Raw genomic sequence first — 17,796 nt, 5'->3', positions numbered from 1 at the left:
TGCCGGCGGACGGGGTGCTGGGCCCCGCCGCCATTCCTCAGCTCCGCACCAGCGGACAATTGCCCTCGGCCATCGGGCGGAAGCCTTCGTCGCCCGCGGTGGTCTGCAACAGCTTGTAGTAGTCGTACCGGCCGTGGCTCTCGGACGGCGCCTTCACCTCGAACAGGTAGGCGGGGTGCAGCTTGCGCCCGTCCTGGCGGATGCTGCCGGGGCCGAAGCAATCATCGTCGCACGGCATCGCCTTCATGCGGGCGACGACCTCGGCGCCGTTCTCCTTGGCGCGCGCCACGCCCATGTCGGCCACGGCCTTCAGGTAGTGGATCACCGAGGCATAACCGCCCGCATGGTTCATGCAGAGCGGCACGTTGGACTGGAGCTGGCCAGCGACGCGGCGCGTGAAGGCGCGCGTGCGGTCGTTGAGGTCCCAGTAGAAGGTCTCGGTGCAGATCAGCCCCTGCGTCTGTTCGAGGCCGAGGGAATGCACATCGGGCATGAACATCAGAAGCGAGGCCAGCTTGATGCCGCGCCGCGCCAGGCCGAATTCGGATGCTTGCTTGATGCAGTTGATGGTGTCGCTGCCGGCATTCGCCAGGCCGATGACCTTCGCGCGGCTGGCCTGCGCCTGCACCAGGAAGGAGGAGAAATCCGAGGTACCGGGGAACGGCGTGCGCGCCTGCCCCAGCACCCGCCCGCCGGCGGCGCGCACGAAGGTCGCGGTGTCGCGTTCCAGCGCATGGCCGAACGCGTAGTCGGCGGTGATGAAATACCAGCTATCCCCGCCGGCCCGCACCGTCGCGCCACCGGTCGACTTCGCCAGCATGTAAGTGTCGTAGGTCCAATGAACGAGGTTGGGCGAGCAGAACCGCCCCGTCAGGTCCGAGGTCGCCGAGGAGGAGTTGAGGAAGACCTTGTTCTTCTCCCGCACAACCTCGTTCACCGCCAGCGCGACCGAGGACGCGCCGCCATCGACGATGCAATCGACGCCGTCGCGGTCGATCCAGGTCCGCGTGATGTTCGAACCGACATCGGCGCGGTTCTGGTTGTCGGCGTACACGACCTCGATGTTGAAGCCGCGATTGGAGAACTCGGCGGCGGCCTGGCGGACGCATGCAAGCTCGTTCGGCCCGGTCACATCGCGGTAGGTGCCGGAGAAGTCACAGAGCAACGCAATCCTGATGGTGTTCGCCGCCTGCGCACGGGCGTGCGACAGGGGCAGGGCAGCGAAGGCCGCACCGGCGGCAAGAACGCTACGGCGGCTGGTCTCGCTCATTCGTCGTTCCTCCCATGGCAAGCGTTGAATGCGTTCGTTCCTCAGTCGCGGCGCGCGGCGACGGTCAGCCGCGCACGAGTGGGCAGCCTCCCTCGGACAGTGGCCGATAGGCCTCCTCGGCCGGCGTGGTCTGCAGCAGCTTGTAGTAGTCCCAGGGACCGCGGCTCTCGGACGGCGCCTTCACCTCGAACAGGAAGGAGGGGCAGAGCCGGCGCCCATCGACGCGGATGGTGCCCGGGCCGAAGCAGTCATCCTCGGTCGGCATCGCCTTCATGCGGTTCGTCAGTTCGAGCCCCGAGGCCTTGGCCGCAGGCACACCCATCGCGGCGACGACTTTGAGGAAGTGCAGCGCCGCCGAATAGCAGCCGGCATGGATCATCGACGGGTAGTTGGTCGGCGTGCGGCGGACGACGCGCTGCGTCCAGGCGCGGGTCTTGTCGTTGGTGTCCCAGTAGAAGGATTCCGTGCAGACGAGCCCCTGCGCCGTCTGCAGCCCGATGCCGTTGACGTCGTTGAGGAACAGCAGCAGCGCGGCGAGCTTGATGCCGCGGCGCGTGATGCCGAATTCCGCGGCCTGCTTCACGCAATTCGCGGTATCGCCGCCGGCATTCGCCAGGCCGATCACCTTCGGCCGCGCGGCCGCCGCCTGCACCAGGAAGCTGCTGAAGTCGGTGGTACCCGGGAATGGCGTCCGCACCGCGCCCAGCACACGCCCACCGGCGGCACGGATGAAGGTCGTGTTGTCGCGTTCCAGCGCATGGCCAAAGGCATAGTCGGCGGTGATGAAGTACCAGCTGTCGCCGCCCGCGCGCACCATCGCGCCACCGGTCGACTTCGCCAGCATGTAGGTGTCGTAGGCCCAGTGCAGCGTCGTCGGGCCGCATTGCGGGCCGGTCAGGTCGGCAGTGGCCGAACCAACATTGATGTAGAGCTTGTTCTTCTCCTTCGCGATCTGGTTGACCGCGAGGCCGACCGAGGAGGTCGGCACATCCAGGATCAGATCGACCCCCTGGTCGTACCATTGCCGAGCGATGTTCGAGCCGACATCGGGGCGGTTCTGGTGGTCGGCCTCCAGCACCTCGATGGTGAAGCCGTGGCTGGTGCCGAATTCCGCCACCGCCTCCCGCGTCGCGGCGACCGATGTCGGGCCGGTATTGTCGCGGTAGGTGCCGGACATGTCGGTCAGCACGCCGATGCGGATGGTGTTGGCCTGCGCCCGCGCGCGGGAGAGCGGCGCGATGGCGGCCGTGGCGGCACCGGCGGCGAGCAGGCCGCGGCGGGTAGTTTCCATCAGGCGAATCCTCCGTTGTTCGTTCATTGGTTCCGAGCGGAGTCGTTGCCCCGCCCGGGGTCGCGAATCAGGACCGGACCAGCGGGCAGCCCCCTTCCGACAGCGGCCGGAAGGCCTCATCCGCCGACGTCGTCTGCAGCAGCTTGTAGTAGTCCCAGGGGCCGCGGCTCTCGGCCGGCGTCTTCACCTCGAGCAGATAGGCCGGCATGATCCGCCGCCCATCGGCGCGGATCGAGGTCGCGCCGAAAGCGTCGTCCTGCACCGGCATCTGCTTCATGCGCGCGACCGTCGCGGCACCATCGGCCTTCGCCGCCGCCACGCCCATTTCGAGCACCGCCTTCAGGTAGTGCATCGTCCCCGAATAGCAGCCGGCCTGCGCCATGCCGGGTCGCAGCCCGCCCGGCATGTTCGGCAGCACGCGCGCGGTGAAGGCGCGGGTGTTGTCGTTGAGGTCCCAGTAGAAGGTCTCGGTGCACACCAGCCCCTGCGCCGTCTCCAGCCCCAGCGCGTGGACGTCCGAGATGAACATCAGCAGCGCGGCGAGCTTGGTGCCGCGCCGCGTCAGCCCGAACTCGGCCGCCTGCTTGATGGAATTGATGGTGTCGCCGCCGGCATTGGCGAGGCCGACCACCTTCGCCCGCGACGCCTGCGCCTGCACCAGGAAGGAGGAGAAATCCGTCGTGCCCGGGAACGGCGTCCGCACGGATCCCAGCACGCGCCCGCCGGCTGCCGTGATGAAGCGCGTCGTGTCGCGTTCCAGCGCATGGCCGAAGGCATAGTCGGCAGTGATGAAATACCAGGTGTCGCCGCCCGCGCGGACCATCGCGCCGCCCGTGCTCTTGGCGAGCATGTAGGTGTCGTAGGTCCAGTGCAGCGTGTTCGGCGTGCAGGCCGATCCGGTAAGATCGGAGGTGGCGCCTGAGGAGTTGATGTAGACCTTGTTCTTCTCCCGCGCGACCTGCGCGACGGCGAGCGCCACCGAGGAGGTCGGCACGTCGATCACCATGTCCACGCCATCGCGGTCGAACCACTGCCGCGCGATGTTCACGCCGACATCGGGGCGGTTCTGATGGTCGGCGACCACGACCTCGACATTCATCCCGCGCAGCGTCGCCCCGAGATCGGCGATCGCCTGCCTGGTGCAGGCCACCGATCCCGGCCCGTTCACGTCGCGATAGAGGCCGGACTGGTCGTTCAGCACGCCGATCTTGACGGTGTTCGCCGCCTGCGCACGGGCGCGGTGCAGCGGCAGTGCGCCCAGGGCGGCCCCGGTGGCGAGCAGGCTGCGACGGGTGGTCATGGTCATTCGTCTCTCCCTGTTGACGGCACGCATGGGGCGGGCAGGTTGGATCCCGCCTCGCCCCGCATCGGTCAGCTGCGGACCAGCGAGCAGCCGCCGGCGGCGAGCGGCCGGAAGGCCTCATCGGCCGGCACGGTCTGCAGCAGCTTGTAGTAATCCCAGGCGCCGCGCCCTTCGTCGGGCTTCTTCACCTCGAACAGGTAGGCGGGGTGGATCTTGCGACCATCGGCGCGGATCGAGCCGGCACCGAAGGCATCATCCTCGGTCGGCATCGCCTTCATGCGCGCCACGGTCGCCGCGCCATCGGCCTTGGCCGCCGCGACGCCCATCTCCTTCACCGTCTTCAGGTAGTGCAGCGCGGCGGAGTAGCAGCCCGCCTGCACCATCGACGGCGGTGCGTTGTTCGGCATGTTCGGCCGCACGCGCGTGGTCAGCGCCCGGGTGCGGTCGTTGAGGTCCCAGTAGAAGGTCTCGGTCAGCACCAGCCCCTGCGCCGTCTGCAGGCCGAGCGCATGCACGTCGGTGATGAACACGAGCAGCCCGGCGAGCTTCACGCCACGGCGGGTGATGCCGAATTCCGCCGCCTGCTTGATCGAGTTGATCGTGTCGCCGCCGGCATTCGCCAGCCCGATCACCTTCGCGCGGGATGCCTGCGCCTGCACGAGGAAGGAGGAGAAGTCGGTCGTCCCGGGGAAAGGCGTGCGTACCTGGCCGAGCACGCGCCCGCCGGCCGAGCGCACGAATTCCGCCGTGTCGCGTTCCAGCGCGTGGCCGAAGGCGTAGTCGGCGGTGATGAAGAACCAGGTGTCGCCGCCCGCGCGCACCATCGCCCCACCCGTGCCACGGGCCAGCATGTAGGTGTCGTAGGTCCAGTGGATGGTGTTGGGCGTGCAGGCCGAACCCGTCAGGTCGGACGCCGCGGCGCCCGAGTTCAGCATGATCTTGTTCTTCTCCTTGACCACCTGGTTCACTGCGAGGGCGACCGAGGAAGTCGGGACGTCCATGATGACGTCCACGCCGTCACGGTCGATCCATTGGCGGGCGATGGTCGAGCCGACGTCGGGCTTGTTCTGGTGATCGGCCTGCAGCACCTCGACCGTGAAGCCGAGATCGCCCAGTTCCTGCACCGCCTGGCGAACGCAGGCGGTCGAGCCCGGCCCGGACAGGTCCCGGTAAAGCCCTGACTGGTCGTTCAGCACGCCGATCTTGATGGTGTTGGCGGCCTGCGCGCGGGCGCGGGAAACCGGCAGCGCCCCCCAGGAGGCGGCGGCGGCACCGGCGGCGAGAACTCCGCGGCGGGAAAGTCCGGTCATGAACGCATCTCCTTCGATAGCCAGCGGCGCCTGCATCCGCGCCGCCTGTCACGGTGCGGCGTCAGACGCCGAGATACTGCTGAAGGCGGCCCATCGAGCCGGCGAGCTCCTCGTTGCGGACCATGTCCACGACCTTGCCGTGCTCCATGACGTAGTGCCGGTCGGCAACGGTCTGCGCGAAGCGGGTGTTCTGCTCCACCAGCAGCACGGTGAAGCCGCGGCTCTTCAGCTCACGGATCGTGCGGCCGATCTGCTGGACGATGACGGGCGCGAGGCCCTCGGAGGGTTCGTCGAGCAGCAGCAGCTTCGCCCCGGTGCGCAGAATGCGGGCGATGGCGAGCATCTGCTGCTCGCCCCCCGACAGCTTCGTGCCCTGGCTGCGGGCGCGCTCCTTGAGGTTCGGGAACAGCGCGTAGATCTCGTCCACCGGCAGGCCGCCCGGCCGCACGACCGGTGGCAGCATCAGGTTCTCCGTCACGTCGAGCGAGGCGAAGATGCCGCGCTCCTCCGGGCAATAGGCGACGCCGGTGCGGGCGATCACATCCGACCGCGCGCCGATCAGTTCCCGCCCCGCATACTGGACCGAACCGCTGCGTCTCGGGACCAGCCCCATGATGGCCCGCAGCGTGGACGTCTTGCCCGCGCCATTGCGGCCGAGCAGCGTGACCACCTCACCTTCACGGATGTCGATGTCGACCCCATGCAGGACGTGGCTTTCGCCATACCAGGCTTCGAGCCGGCGTACCGCCATCAGGGGCGTGCCGTCCTGCACGGGGCGCAGCCGTTCGGCGAGGGCGTCAGCCATGGGCGGCCTCCGTGGGCGCTTCGGTGCCGAGATAGGCGGCGACGACCTCCGGGTTGCGGGCGACAGTGGCGTAGTCGCCTTCCGCCAGCACGCGCCCGCGCGCCAGCACCGTGATCGTGTCGCACAGGCCGGAGACGACGGTGAGGTTGTGCTCGACCAGCAGCACGGTACGGCCGGCCGAAACGCGGCGGATCAGCGCGACGATGCGGCCGACGTCGTCATGCGTCATGCCCGCGGTCGGCTCGTCCAGCAGCATCATCACGGGATCGAGGGCGAGGGTCGTAGCGATCTCGAGAGCACGCTTGCGGCCGTAGGGGAGTTCGCCGGCCGTCAGTTCCGCATAGCCCGACAGGCCCACATCCTCGAGCAGCGCGCGCGCCCGGTCGTCATAGCGGCGCAGCAGCGCGTCCGACCGCCAGAAGTCGAAGGACCCACCCCGGCTGCGCTGGAGCGCGACACGGACGTTCTCCAGCACCGAGAGATGCGGGAAAACCGCGGAGATCTGGAACGAGCGCACGAGGCCGAGCCGCGCGACCTCGGCCGGCTTCATGCCGGTGATGTCACGCCCATCGTAGTGGATGGTGCCGCGGGTGGGCGGGAGGAACTTGGTCAGCAGGTTGAAGCAGGTGGTCTTGCCGGCGCCGTTCGGGCCGATCAGGCCGTGGATCGTGCCGCGGCGAACCGACAGGTTGACGTCGTTCACGGCAACGAAGCCGCGAAACTCCTTCGTCAGTCCCGCCGTCTCCAGGATGGCATCAGGCACCCTCGACGTTCTCCCCATATTTCGGCGGCCCGGACGACCGCTCATGTTCTGCCTTCCGATGTAGGCGAGGCGCGGGCGGCGGTGCAAGCAGGCCGACATGGAAGCCGCGCATTTACTTCCGCAGGCGGGATGGAGAGCATGAAACGGAGCCGCGCTGCATGAAAAAGGGGCAGCCGATGCCGGCTGCCCCTTGGCGAATCCTGCGATGCGCGGCCTCGGTCAGGCGGCGGCGGTCGTCAGCTCCTCCGGCGCCACCTGGCGCTCGGTGACCTTCGCGAGTTCGATCATGAAGTCCACGACCTTCTCCTCGAACAGCGGGGCGCGGAGGTTCTCCGCGGCCTGCGGGTTCTTGCGGAAGAACTCCAGCACCTGCTGCTCCTGGCCGGGGTAGCGCATCGCTTCCTGCTGGACGGCGCGGGCCATCTCGTCCTGGCCGACCTGCACGTTGTTGGCGCGGCCGATCTCGGACAGCAGCAGGCCGAGGCGGATGCGGCGCTCCGCGATGCCGCGGTACTCGGCCTTCAGCGTCTCCTCGTCCTTGCCCTTGTCGTCATCGTCCAGGCGGCCCGCCTTCAGGTCGGCCTCGACGCGCTGCCAGATCTGCGCGAACTCGGCCTCCACCATGCCTTCCGGCACCGGGAAGGACGCCTTGTCGGCCAGGCTGTCGAGCAGCGCGCGCTTCAGCTTCAGCCGCGCCAGCGCGTCGTACTCACGCTGGAGCGAGCCACGGATCGCATCCTTCAGCGCGGCGAGGTCCGCCATGCCGACGGCCTTCGCGAGTTCGTCATCGATCGGCTTCGCGACGCGGGTCTTGAGCGCCTTCGCGGTGATCGAGAAGCGGGCATGCTTGCCGGCCAGCTGGGCCGAGCCATAGTCGCCCGGGAAGACCACGTCGATCTCGCGGGTCTCGCCTGGCGCCATGCCGTCCATCTGCTCGGTGAAGCCGGGGATGAAGCCGGTACCGGCCACCTCGATCGGCAGATCGGTCGCGGTGCCGCCCGGGAAGACGCGCGCCTCGGGTTCCTCGCTGCCGGCGAAGACCCGGGCGGGGCCGACGCGCAGCGTGAAATCCACTGCACCGGCCGGCAGCGTCACGACGAAGCTCGGCCAGGCCTGCACAGGCGCATCACCTTCGGCGAGCGTCAGCGTCATGCGATCGCCATCGGCGCCCAGGGTCGCGGCGGCGCGCTGGTGGATGTCCTTGTCGCCCGAGATCTCGTTGAAGCCGGTCTTCGGCTCCGCACCCGCCGGCAAGGCGCCGTCCGCGACGCGCACCGCGGTCAGCAGCGTCAGCGTGTCGCCGCCCTTCACCTGGAGCTCGTCGACCGGCGCGAAGCGGATGCGCAGGATCGCCTTCTCGGTCGGCGTGCCTGTCACCTTCAGGTCGAAATACGGGCGGCCGGCCTCGCTGCCGATCGCCGCGATCTCATGGTCGAGCGGGCCAACCGTCTCGACGGCCCAGCCGGTCGGGAGGGAACCCGGCTTGCCCGGCACGGCGCCGAGGCCGGGGCCGTTCTTCAGCAGGTCGGCCGGCAGGCGGCCAGTGAAGTCGCTGACCAGGATGTCGCCCTTCGTCGCGGCGCGCGGCTCGGCATCGGCCAGCTCGCCGTTGCGCTCGGCGATGGAAGCAAGCGCCTTGTCGATCGCCTCCTCGGCCGGCTCGGCCTTCAGGCGCTCCAGCTCGATGCCCGAGAAATCCGGCATCGGCACATCCGGCAGGATCTCGAGATCCATGCGGTATTCGAGGTCGGCGCCCTCGTTGAAGCTCGTCAGCTCGACCTTCGGCTGCATCGCGGGCTTCAGGCCGCGATCGGTGATCACCTGGCGCGAGGTGTCGGAAACGGACTGCTCCAGCACCTCCCCCAGCACGGCGGAGCCGTAGCGCTGCTTCACCACCGACATCGGCACCTTGCCCGGGCGGAAGCCCGGCATGGTGGCGGTCTTGGCGATCTCGGCGAGCCGCTTGTCGCGCGAGGCGGCAAGATCCGCCGCGGAGACGGTGACGGAGTAGGCGCGCTTCAGCCCGTCATTCGCGAGCTCGGTGACCTGCATCGAGGGACGTCCATCCAATCCGAAGGCTTAGAGACAACCGGCGGCGCCTGTTGGTGCGGGCGAAGGGATTCGAACCCCCACGGCTTGCGCCACCGGAACCTAAATCCGGCGTGTCTGCCAGTTCCACCACGCCCGCCCGCAGAGGCGCCGCGCGGCGGAGAGGCGCGGTCTGTAGCGCAGGACGGCCGTCTTTCCAAGGCATGGCTGGACGATGACGGTCCGGACGGGCCGGCCCGCCGCCCTGCCCCGCGGAAAGGAGCCATCCCGTGATCCTGATCCGCCGGTACGATTCGCCATTCATGCGGAAAATCGTGGCTGCCCTCACCTCGCCGGACCGGGCGATACCAGCCTTCCCGGCTTCCGGCCGGCCTTTCATTACGATTTCGACCAAAAACCGACCCAACTGGCCTGATCGACGAGCCGACCCGCAGGGCCATCCCTCACGCCGCAGGATCGCTCCGGGCATGAGGCGTCGGCATCATGGGGCGTCGCACCCCCGCCCGGACGGCGCTACGCAATCCGCCGCGCGGCCCAACAGGAAATCTCGTTCCCGCTCGTTGCGCGTCATCCCGGCCGCTGCGGCGAAGGCAACTTTCGCCTCGCCTCGGCGCCCCAGCCGGAACAGCGCATCGCCGATCGCCGCTGGCAATGGCGCATAGCCGCGCAAGGCCCCCTTCTCTTCGATCACCGCTAGCAGCCGCAGCCCTGCCGCGGCGCCGAACGCCATCCCGTGGGCGATCGCGCGGTTCAGCGCCACCACGGGCGAGGGCATCGCGGCCAGCAGCCGGTCATACAGCCCGGCGATGCGCGGCCAATCGGTCGCGTCGGCGGTCCGCGCACGCGCGTGACAGGCCGCGAGCGCAGCCTGCAAGGCATAAGGACCTTCCGCACCGCCCAACGCCTCGGCCCGCGCCAACGCGGCCAGGCCAAGCCGTATGCGCGTCCGGTCCCAGCGGCGGCGATCCTGCGCGGGCAAGGGCACGAGGGCGCCATCCGTCCCGCTACGCGCCGCGAGGCGCGACGCCTGCAGCTCCATCAAAGCCAGGAGGCCTTGGACCTCGGGTTCCGCCGGCATGGCGGCAGCCAGGATGCGGCCGAGGCGGCAGGCCTCGGCACACAGGTCCGGCCGCGTCAGCGCCTCACCCGCCGTCGCGGCGTAGCCCTCATTGAAGATCAGGTAGAGCACCTCGAGCACCGAGGCGAGACGCGCCGCCAGCGCCGCACCCCGCGGCACCTCATAGACCAGCCCCGCCTCGGCGATGCTGCGCTTCGCGCGGGTGATGCGCTGCGCGATCGTCGGCTCGTTGGACAGGAAGGCGCGGGCGATCTCCGGCACCGTCAGCCCGCCGATCAGGCGCAGTGTCAACGCGGCGCGGGATTCCGGGGGCAGCATGGGATGGCAGGCGGTGAAGACCAGCGTCAGCACCTCGTCGCCGATCCCGTCATCCAACGCGGCATCGATGGCGCCGGCGACGTCCTGCGCCACCTCGCCTTCCCACCCGATCTCGGCATGGCGGCGGCCGAGCATGCGGTCGCGGCGGAAGCGGTCGATGGCGCGGCGCTTGGCCGTGGCCATCAGCCAAGCGCCCGGCCGCTCAGGCACGCCGCCGCGGGGCCAATCCGCCAACGCCGCTTCCATGGCATCTTGCGCCAGATCCTCGGCGACATCGAGATTCCGCACCAGGCGCAGCAGGCCGCCGATCAGCGCCGCCCGCTCGATGCGGAACACCGCCTCGACGGCCGCCGCCGCGGCCCCCTGCCCCGGCGGCGGCACAGCTCAGTTCCCGCCGGTCTGGCGGCGCAGGCGCTCCATCTGGTCCGCCATGCCCTTCTCGATCAGCTCGCCGAAATCGCTGGCCTCATAGACCGGCCGAATCTCGATCTCGCTCGGGCCGAACATCGGGTTGGGACAGCGCTTCACCCACTCGACGGCCTCGGCCATGTCTCGCACCTCCCACAACCAGAAGCCGGCGACGAGCTCCCGCGTCTCGGCGAAAGGCCCGTCGATCACGCTGCGGCCCGGCCCGTCGAAGGCCACGCGCTTGCCTTGGGAGGACGGCTTCAGCCCCTCGCCGGCCAGCATGACGCCGGCCTTGGCCAGTTCATCATTGAACTTGCTCATCGCTTCGAACAGTTCGACCGTCGGCGGCACGCCCGCTTCGCTGTCCTCGGTCGCCTTCACCAGCACCATCACGCGCATCGTTCCGTCTCCATCTCCGCAGACGACCCCAGCGGCCGCCCTGACCCTACGACGAACGAGGCCGGGCTGAATCGACAGGGTGGCGTGAAAAACATCGCGCTGCCCGTCCGGTTCCGCGCCTCGCCGCGCGGCGGTGCGTGGCGCGACCTAAGGTCGGAGGGGCGCTGCCCCTCCGAACCACCCCGCCAGGTGCTTGGAGCACCTGGACCGCAATCTCCTGGCGCTGGGCGTGCCTGGAAACATCGCCGCCTCCAGCGCGTATCGTGCGCAAGGGCGGATTCCGCCGTCCAGTCTGCCAGCGGCGCCCGGCGCCAGGTCGAGGTTTGCAAAGGCCTTTCGGCCTTTGCTGGGTTGGTTTGGAGGGGCAAAGCCCCTTCAATTCCGACCGCCGCTGCCCCGACACGCCTCAAACGCGCGCCGACAGCGTCAGCGCCGGTGCCGCCCCGCCCGGCGGGCGATGGTTCGCCGGCGCGTAACCCATTGGCGCATTGCGTTGCAGGGCGGCGCCCGCGATCGTCTCGATGACACGGGATTGCAGCGCCACGGCACGTTCCAGCAGGCGCCGGTTCTCCTGCCCTAGCTCCTCCAGCCGGCGGGCCAGCAGAGCGGCCGCCTGACGGATCGGCCCCTCCGGCGCCGAGCCATGCTTCGCCTGCGCCGCGTAGGCAGCGGCGAAGGCGTCCGACGCCGCGATCTTGCTGGTCGCGAGCGTGGCGGCACGGGGCAGGTCGAGCTGCGCCAGCGCGTCGTTCTCCGCGCGGAGGGCCTCGGCGAGGCGCTGGCCGGCCAGGATCAGGCTGTCCATCATGGGGTAATTTCTCCCGTATTGGGGGTGGTGTCCGCGCCGCGGAGGCGTTGCAGTTCCCGCAGCACGGCGTCGGCGAGGCCGATGCCATGGCCCGACCGCACGGCGGCGGCGGCATAGGCATCGACGAGAAGGGGCCGCCACTGCGCCTCCGCCGCGCCGCCGCCGAAGCGGGACCCGGCGGTATCCACCGTGGCGAAGATCGGCTGCATCAGGATGCCCAGCGCCTGGGCCTCGAAATCCTGGGCGGCGCGGCGCATGGCGGCGTCGCTGCCGGCAGCACCGGGCGCACGCAACGGGCGCGGCTGAACCGGGGCGATGGTGGGCGTGTCCATCAGCGGACCTCCAGCTCGGCCTGGAGGGCGCCGGCGGCCTTGATGGCCTGGAGGATGGTGATCAGGTCGCGCGGGCCGACGCCGAGGCTGTTCAGACCGCGCACGAGCTGGTCGAGCGTGACGGCGCGCGGCAGCACGCCTATGCGGCGGTTGGCCTGGTCGTCCACCTCGATCGAGGTGCGCGGCACGACGACCGTCTCCCCTTGCGCCAGCGGGTTGGGCTGGCTGACCTGCGGCGTCTCCGTCACCCTGATCGTCAGGTTGCCCTGCGCGATGGCGACGGTGGAGACCCGCACATTCGCGCCCATGACGATGGTACCGGAGGCTTCGTCGATGACGACGCGCGCCACCTGGTCGGGCTCGACGCGGAGCTGCTCGATGCGACTGAGGAAATCGACCGGGGATCGGCCGCCGAGGGCGACGGTCACGGTGCGGGAATCGGTCGCGGCAGCGACCTCGCCGCGCAGCGCCCCGTTGATCGCCGAGGCGATGCGCCGCGCCGTCGTCAGGTCCGGGTTGCGCAGGGACAGGCGGACGCGATCACGGGCGGCGAGCTGGAACGGCACCTCCCGCTCCACGATGGCGCCATTGGCGATGCGGCCGGCGGTCGGCACGCCACGGGTGACGGAAGCGCCGGCGCCGCGGGCGCTGATCGCCCCGGTCGCGACGGCGCCCTGCGCGACGGCGTAAACCTCCCCATCCGCGCCGAGCAGCGGCGTGACCAGCACCGTGCCGCCGGTCAGGTTCGTCGCGTCGCCCAGGGCCGAGACCGAGATATCGATCCGGCTGCCCGGCCGAGCGAAGGGCGGCAAGTTGGCGGTGATCATGACGGCGGCGACGTTGCGCGTATCGAGCTGGCGCTCATTGTCGCGCGTGTTCACGCCGAGCCGTTCGAGCATGCCGACCAGCGATTGCCGGGTGAAGACGGCCGAGCGCAGCCGGTCCCCCGTGCCGTTCAACCCCACCACCAAGCCGTAGCCGACCAGCTGATTGTCGCGCACGCCCTCGACATCGGCGATGTCCTTAATGCGGACCTGGGCGACGGCCGGCATCGCCAGGCCGAGGGCCAGCGCCAGGCAGGCCACCATCTTCTTTGTTCTCGCGTAAGCATTGGGGGCCAAGATGCTCCTCCCAGGCCGCGCTTGGCGGCGCGGCGCGGCTGATCGAACCGGTGCCACGGCAGTCGCCGGGCTGGCGTGGTCGGCGCAAGGGCCGTGCCAGCGATAGCAGCCGAGTCGGCCGGCAGTATCTGCCGGGAACCGGCGGGGGATTGCCGGTGGGGCGGAAGGGAAGGGCCATGGTTGGCGTTCGGGGCGTGTCGGGTGGTTTGGCAGGAGGCAGGACGCGGCCGACAGGTAGCGGGCGGGGAAGCTTCAGCCTGGGTGGGGTCAGGGCCCATGCGGCCGCCGGTACCCAGGGCGCGGTGCCGGCGCAGCCGCTCGGCTTGCTGGCGCTGCAGGAGTCGGGACCCGCGGCCGAGCGCGATGCCCGCGCCCGGCAGCAGGCGGATGCCCTGCTGCTGTCGCTTCGCGAACTGCAGATCGGGGTGCTGGAGGGTGCGCTGGACCAGGCCGCCCTTCACCGCCTGGCCGCGTTGCCGACTGGCGCGGAGGCGGCCGATCCCGCCCTGGCTGCCGTCCTTACGGCGATCCGGCTGCGCGCCAGGGTGGAACTTGCACGCCACGGCCTGGACCCCGCCGCGTCATCGGACTGAAAAGCGCGCTGTTTCAGGGATTTGTCGCTTTCTCCCCTCTTGGCTTTCGCCATGGCACGCGTCTATGTTCCGCCCGCATCGAGGGGGGGTGCCTGCTCCGATCGGAGCTGGGAGCACCCTCGGCCCGGGGGAATGGATAGATATGCTCGTGACGCTGCCGCCGGACTACCGCCCCTCGGACGCCGAGGAGTTCATGAACCCGCTTCAGCTGGAGTACTTCCGGCAGAAGCTCCTCAAGTGGCGACAGGACCTGCTCAGGGAGGCAGGCGAGACACTCTCCTCCCTCTCCGAAGGCGGGATCGCGGAACCCGACCTGACGGACCGCGCCAGTGTCGAGACCGACCGCGCCCTTGAACTCCGCACCCGGGACCGGGCCCGCAAGCTGATCAGCAAGATCGATCAGGCGATCGACCGGATCGAAACCGGGACCTACGGATACTGCGAGGAAAGCGGAGAGCCGATCGGCCTGCGCCGCCTCGAAGCCCGCCCCATCGCCACCATGAGCATTGAGGCGCAGGAGCGCCACGAGCGCATGGAACGCGTCCACCGCGACGACTGAACGCGTCAGGCGACCCCTGCGAACGGCGCCTGGCCGGGCGGCGGATCGTCCAGTTCCGGCGGTGCGACCGCCAAGGGGTCGCGCGCGATCAGCCCGGCGTCGTTTTCTGCCACCCGGCCAACCCGCGTCGGCACCGGCCAAAAGCCGAGGAGCGCATCCTCGGCTGGCTTGAGCAGCCCCAGCAACTCGGTATCGCCCGCGGTCGGGTCGAGCCAGCGGTCCCAGGCTTCCCGCGGCAGGATCACCGGCATGCGTTCATGGAGCAGCGCCTGCCGCCCGGCCGAGGCGCAGGTGACGATGGTGTAGCTGCGCAGCCATTCCCCCTCCGGCTGCTTCCAGCCATCCCATAGCCCGGCGCAGACCATTGGACCGCCGGAGCGCAACGCGCAGGCGAAGGGTTGCTTGGCGGCGCCGTGCTTCCGCCATTCGTAGAAGCCGTCCATCGGCACGAGACAGCGGCGCTTGCGGAAGGGGTCGCGAAAGGCCGCCTTCCCGGCGATCGATTCGCCGCGCGCATTGATCATCCGCGCCCCCCCCGAGGCATCCTTCGCCCAGTGCGGCACCAGGCCCCAGCGGAGGACATCGAGGTGCGCCTCCCCTGTTTCCGGGTGCCGGCGCACCACGAGGCCGTCCTGCGTCGGCGCCTTGTTGAAGGACGGCGGCAGGTTGGGGATCGCGGTCTGGACGCCCAGATGCGCGGCGATCTCGCCGGAGGAGCGTTGCTGGAAGTATCGGCCGCACATGGTCCGGGGAGCATAGCCGGGCCGCCCGTCGATGGGAGAGGGGCGCAGCGTCTGGCTCGGTCGATGTGGGACCCGCGTTCCTTCCATTTCGCAGTTGGAGGGGCTTTGCCCCTCCATACCACCCCAGCAAAGGTCGAGGGGCCTTTGCAAACCTCGACCTGGCGCGGCTGGCAGTCCCGCAGCCCCCGCGCACAACGGGTCGCCGCACCCCTGCTGCCCGGCACCAACAGAATGCGGTCCAGAATGCCCAGCATCCTGGCGGGGAGGTTCGGAGGGGCAGAGCCCCTCCGATCTGCCCGACGCGGTCCCTGCGCTTACCGCAGCGGGAAACCGAGCCCGATGATCTTCTCCTTTAGCTTCTCGCGCCCGTGCAGCGCCTTGAACGTCCCGAGCCGCGCGATCACCCGCTGGGACCAGGTGCTGCCCGCCATTTCCTGCCGGCGGGAGAATTCTTCCATGCGCGGATCATAGGCGGCGCGGTGTCCGCTATCGGCCGCGTCGTAGGTTTCCCGGTGCAGGATAGCGTCCTGCGGCAGGCGGGGCTTCACCTCCCCTTCCCGCCCCGGGAGCGGGTAGCCGATGCATAGGCCGAAGACCGGCGCCGCGCCCGGCGGCAAGCCGAGCAGCTCGGCCACCCGTGTCACGTCGTTGCGCACCGCGCCGATATAGACATTCGCGAGGCCCAGGCTCTCCGCCGCCACCACAGTATTCTGCGCGGCGAGCGCGGCGTCGATCGAGGAGACGAGGAAGGATTCGAGGTATGGCAACCCGGCGAGTTCCACCCCCGCCTCCTGCGCCAGACGCCCGTTGCGCGAGGTGTCGGCCAGGAAGACGAGGAAGATAGGACAGACCTCGATATGCTTCTGGTTGCCGGCGATCGCGGCGATTTCCTTGCGTACCTCCGGCCGGTCGACGGCCACCACTGACCAGGTCTGCAGGTTGGACGATGTCGCGGCCGACTGCGCCGCCGCGACCAGGGTCTCGAGCGTGCCTTCCGGCGGCGCATCCGTTCTGAAGCCACGAACGGAACGATGCGACATCAGTACCGCCAGCGTCTCATTCCACGGCCCCGCCTTGGGCTCGGCGCCGGCGCCGTAGCGGGCGGTCATTGCCGCCGCGGCGGCGGGCATCTGGTTTCCGTCCATCGTCATGGTTTTCCCCGGAGTGATGGGACGAACCCTAGCGTCCAGCGACATTCGGGCAAGTCACCGGGCTACGGCAGCGGCCGGATGGGGCGCGGCCAGACGCGGCCCGGCACCGAACAGCTTCTCCCGGTAGGTACCGGGCGCGTAGCCTCGCTTGTACCGCCCGCGTTCCTGCAGCGCCGGGATCAGCATCGTCACCACATCATCGAGGCATTCCGGCGTGACCGTGCGGGAGAGGTTGAAGCCGTCGATATCGGCACCATCCACCCAGCCGATCAGCGTCTCCGCCACCGCCTCGACGCTGCCGACGATCGGCGGCTGGCGGCTTCCCAGCACCATGCGGTCGATCAGCGCCCGCTTCGTCGCGCGCGGCGCGGCAGCGCGCAGCGCCTCGACATTCGACCGGATTGCCTCCGACGACGATGGCAGTTCGTCATCCATCCCGAAGCGCGCCAGATCGATGCCGAGCGATGCGGACGCATGCACCAGCGCGGCCTCGACGCTCGCATGCCGGCGGTAGTCCTCCAGCTTGTCGCGCGCCTCCGCTTCCGTCCGCCCGACGATCAGCGTCGCCCCCATGAACGCCCGGATCGGCCGCCCCCCTGCCCGGCGGCGCAGATCCGCGACGAGACCCGCCACATGCGCCTTCGGCCCGCCATTGATGAACACGCATTCCGCATGGGTCGCCGCGAACTCCCGCCCGCGTTCCGATGCCCCGGCCTGGTACAGCACCGGCGTCCGTTGCGGCGACGGCTCCACCAGATGCGGCGCGTCCAGCCGGTATTGCCGCCCCTCATGCCGCACCCGCGCGATCCGCGACGGGTCTGCGTACAGCCCCGCGGCCCGGTCCCGCTTCACCGCATCCGCAGCCCAGGATTCCTCCCACAGCCGGTACGCCACGGCCATGAACTCGTCCGCCATGCCGTAGCGGTCGTCATGCGCCATCTGCCGGTCGAGCCCCATCGCCCGCGCCGCGCTGTCCAGATACCCGGTGACGATATTCCACCCGATCCGCCCGCCGGTCAGGTGATCCAGCGTCGAGAAGCGCCGCGCGAGCAGCGCCGGCGGTTCCCACGCCAGATTGACGGTCACCCCGAAGCCGAGATCCGACGTCACCGCCGCCATCGCCGGCACCAGCAGCATCGGATCCAGCAGCGGGATCTGCACGCCATGCCGGATCGCCGCATCCTGGCTGCCGCCATGCACGTCGTAGACGCCGAGCACATCCGCGAGGAACAGGCCGTCGAACAGCCCGCGTTCCAGCAGGCGTGCCAGGTCGGTCCAGTAGCCCAGCGTCAGATAGTCAGGCGAGCGGTCGCGCGGATGCGTCCATAGGCCCTGCTGGATGTGCCCGACACAGGCCATGTCGAAGGCGTTCAGGCGGATTTCGCGCATCGGGCAGATAAGGCCGGGGGAGAGAACTCCCCCGGACCCCCTCCTTTTTCTGTCTGTCAGCAGGACAGCACGAACACGGCAGCATGGCCCATCCTGCGAATGCTGG

Annotated in this window: 16 protein-coding genes, 1 tRNA gene and 2 pseudogenes; 2 read left to right on the top strand and 17 right to left on the bottom strand. The window is 69.6% G+C overall.

Features of this window, described 5'->3' with window-relative positions; all coding sequences use genetic code 11:
• Positions 1-37: 37 nt before the first annotated feature.
• The 14 genes and pseudogenes from GXW78_RS15260 to GXW78_RS15200 form a co-directional block, all read right to left on the bottom strand.
• Complete coding sequence (locus GXW78_RS15260; protein ID WP_211869689.1) at positions 38-1,270, bottom strand: ABC transporter substrate-binding protein; 1,233 nt, start codon at positions 1,268-1,270, stop codon at positions 38-40.
• A 64-nt stretch (positions 1,271-1,334) separates the two neighbouring features.
• On the bottom strand, positions 1,335-2,561 hold the full coding sequence (locus GXW78_RS15255; protein WP_211869688.1) for an ABC transporter substrate-binding protein: 1,227 nt from the start codon (positions 2,559-2,561) through the stop codon (positions 1,335-1,337).
• A gap of 67 nt (positions 2,562-2,628) precedes the next feature.
• Entirely contained in the window at positions 2,629-3,867 is a 1,239-nt protein-coding gene (locus GXW78_RS15250) for an ABC transporter substrate-binding protein (protein ID WP_211869687.1), read from the bottom strand.
• Between the two features lie 65 nt (positions 3,868-3,932).
• Entirely contained in the window at positions 3,933-5,174 is a 1,242-nt protein-coding gene (locus GXW78_RS15245; protein ID WP_211869686.1) for an ABC transporter substrate-binding protein, read from the bottom strand.
• Positions 5,175-5,235: 61 nt separating this feature from the next.
• Complete coding sequence (locus GXW78_RS15240; RefSeq protein ID WP_211869685.1) at positions 5,236-5,979, bottom strand: ABC transporter ATP-binding protein; 744 nt, start codon at positions 5,977-5,979, stop codon at positions 5,236-5,238.
• A complete protein-coding gene (locus tag GXW78_RS15235; protein WP_338147753.1) occupies positions 5,972-6,742 on the bottom strand; it encodes an ABC transporter ATP-binding protein in 771 nt (256 codons plus the stop codon). The genes GXW78_RS15240 and GXW78_RS15235 overlap by 8 nt, the downstream gene beginning before the upstream one ends.
• 219 nt (positions 6,743-6,961) lie before the next feature.
• Positions 6,962-7,813, bottom strand: a pseudogene (tig, locus tag GXW78_RS28005) (trigger factor); the annotation flags it as partial.
• Between the two features lie 564 nt (positions 7,814-8,377).
• Positions 8,378-8,794, bottom strand: a pseudogene (locus GXW78_RS28000) (trigger factor); the annotation flags it as partial.
• Between the two features lie 51 nt (positions 8,795-8,845).
• Positions 8,846-8,930: transfer RNA gene (locus GXW78_RS15225), tRNA-Leu, on the bottom strand.
• Between the two features lie 342 nt (positions 8,931-9,272).
• On the bottom strand, positions 9,273-10,568 hold the full coding sequence (locus GXW78_RS15220; protein ID WP_211869683.1) for an RNA polymerase sigma factor: 1,296 nt from the start codon (positions 10,566-10,568) through the stop codon (positions 9,273-9,275).
• A gap of 3 nt (positions 10,569-10,571) precedes the next feature.
• A complete protein-coding gene (locus GXW78_RS15215) occupies positions 10,572-10,994 on the bottom strand; it encodes a YciI family protein (RefSeq protein WP_211869682.1) in 423 nt (140 codons plus the stop codon).
• Between the two features lie 406 nt (positions 10,995-11,400).
• Positions 11,401-11,802, bottom strand: a complete 402-nt coding sequence (locus GXW78_RS15210; protein ID WP_211869681.1) for a hypothetical protein — start codon at positions 11,800-11,802, stop codon at positions 11,401-11,403.
• Positions 11,799-12,134, bottom strand: a complete 336-nt coding sequence (locus GXW78_RS15205) for a rod-binding protein (RefSeq protein ID WP_211869680.1) — start codon at positions 12,132-12,134, stop codon at positions 11,799-11,801. The genes GXW78_RS15210 and GXW78_RS15205 overlap by 4 nt, the downstream gene beginning before the upstream one ends.
• Entirely contained in the window at positions 12,134-13,222 is a 1,089-nt protein-coding gene (locus GXW78_RS15200) for a flagellar basal body P-ring protein FlgI (protein ID WP_211869679.1), read from the bottom strand. The genes GXW78_RS15205 and GXW78_RS15200 overlap by 1 nt, the downstream gene beginning before the upstream one ends.
• Positions 13,223-13,431: 209 nt before the next feature.
• On the opposite strand from GXW78_RS15200, the gene GXW78_RS15195 reads away from it, so the two are divergent.
• A complete protein-coding gene (locus GXW78_RS15195) occupies positions 13,432-13,848 on the top strand; it encodes a flagellar assembly protein FliX (protein WP_211869678.1) in 417 nt (138 codons plus the stop codon).
• Between the two features lie 142 nt (positions 13,849-13,990).
• Entirely contained in the window at positions 13,991-14,407 is a 417-nt protein-coding gene (dksA, locus tag GXW78_RS15190; RefSeq protein ID WP_211869677.1) for an RNA polymerase-binding protein DksA, read from the top strand.
• A 5-nt stretch (positions 14,408-14,412) separates the two neighbouring features.
• Here dksA and GXW78_RS15185 read toward each other — a convergent pair whose 3' ends face one another.
• From GXW78_RS15185 to GXW78_RS15175, 3 genes are all read right to left on the bottom strand, one after another.
• Positions 14,413-15,150, bottom strand: coding sequence for an SOS response-associated peptidase (locus GXW78_RS15185; RefSeq protein ID WP_211869676.1), 738 nt, complete (start codon positions 15,148-15,150; stop codon positions 14,413-14,415).
• Positions 15,151-15,464: 314 nt separating this feature from the next.
• A complete protein-coding gene (locus GXW78_RS15180) occupies positions 15,465-16,301 on the bottom strand; it encodes an NADPH-dependent oxidoreductase (protein ID WP_246522234.1) in 837 nt (278 codons plus the stop codon).
• Between the two features lie 54 nt (positions 16,302-16,355).
• On the bottom strand, positions 16,356-17,690 hold the full coding sequence (locus GXW78_RS15175) for an LLM class flavin-dependent oxidoreductase (protein ID WP_211869675.1): 1,335 nt from the start codon (positions 17,688-17,690) through the stop codon (positions 16,356-16,358).
• Positions 17,691-17,796 lie beyond the last annotated feature (106 nt).

Origin of the sequence: Neoroseomonas terrae (genome assembly GCF_018129025.1) — a bacterium.
GTDB lineage: Bacteria > Pseudomonadota > Alphaproteobacteria > Acetobacterales > Acetobacteraceae > Neoroseomonas > Neoroseomonas terrae.
The sequence above is the reverse complement of the archived record's forward strand: the minus strand, read 5'-3'. Positions and strand labels throughout refer to the sequence as shown.

Excerpts from the sequence above, each read along its gene's own strand:
- GXW78_RS15240 (WP_211869685.1), bottom strand. The coding sequence starts at position 5,979 with ATGGCTGACGCCCTCGCCGAACGGCTGCGCCCCGTGCAGGACGGCACG.
- GXW78_RS15260 (WP_211869689.1), bottom strand. The coding sequence starts at position 1,270 with ATGAGCGAGACCAGCCGCCGTAGCGTTCTTGCCGCCGGTGCGGCCTTC.
- GXW78_RS15245 (WP_211869686.1), bottom strand. The coding sequence starts at position 5,174 with ATGACCGGACTTTCCCGCCGCGGAGTTCTCGCCGCCGGTGCCGCCGCC.
- GXW78_RS15200 (WP_211869679.1), bottom strand. The coding sequence starts at position 13,222 with ATGGTGGCCTGCCTGGCGCTGGCCCTCGGCCTGGCGATGCCGGCCGTC.
- GXW78_RS15195 (WP_211869678.1), top strand. The coding sequence starts at position 13,432 with ATGGTTGGCGTTCGGGGCGTGTCGGGTGGTTTGGCAGGAGGCAGGACG.
- dksA (WP_211869677.1), top strand. The coding sequence starts at position 13,991 with ATGCTCGTGACGCTGCCGCCGGACTACCGCCCCTCGGACGCCGAGGAG.
- GXW78_RS15215 (WP_211869682.1), bottom strand. The coding sequence starts at position 10,994 with ATGCGCGTGATGGTGCTGGTGAAGGCGACCGAGGACAGCGAAGCGGGC.
- GXW78_RS15180 (WP_246522234.1), bottom strand. The coding sequence starts at position 16,301 with ATGACGATGGACGGAAACCAGATGCCCGCCGCCGCGGCGGCAATGACC.
- GXW78_RS15175 (WP_211869675.1), bottom strand. The coding sequence starts at position 17,690 with ATGCGCGAAATCCGCCTGAACGCCTTCGACATGGCCTGTGTCGGGCAC.
- GXW78_RS15205 (WP_211869680.1), bottom strand. The coding sequence starts at position 12,134 with ATGGACACGCCCACCATCGCCCCGGTTCAGCCGCGCCCGTTGCGTGCG.
- GXW78_RS15250 (WP_211869687.1), bottom strand. The coding sequence starts at position 3,867 with ATGACCATGACCACCCGTCGCAGCCTGCTCGCCACCGGGGCCGCCCTG.
- GXW78_RS15210 (WP_211869681.1), bottom strand. The coding sequence starts at position 11,802 with ATGATGGACAGCCTGATCCTGGCCGGCCAGCGCCTCGCCGAGGCCCTC.
- GXW78_RS15185 (WP_211869676.1), bottom strand. The coding sequence starts at position 15,150 with ATGTGCGGCCGATACTTCCAGCAACGCTCCTCCGGCGAGATCGCCGCG.
- GXW78_RS15255 (WP_211869688.1), bottom strand. The coding sequence starts at position 2,561 with ATGGAAACTACCCGCCGCGGCCTGCTCGCCGCCGGTGCCGCCACGGCC.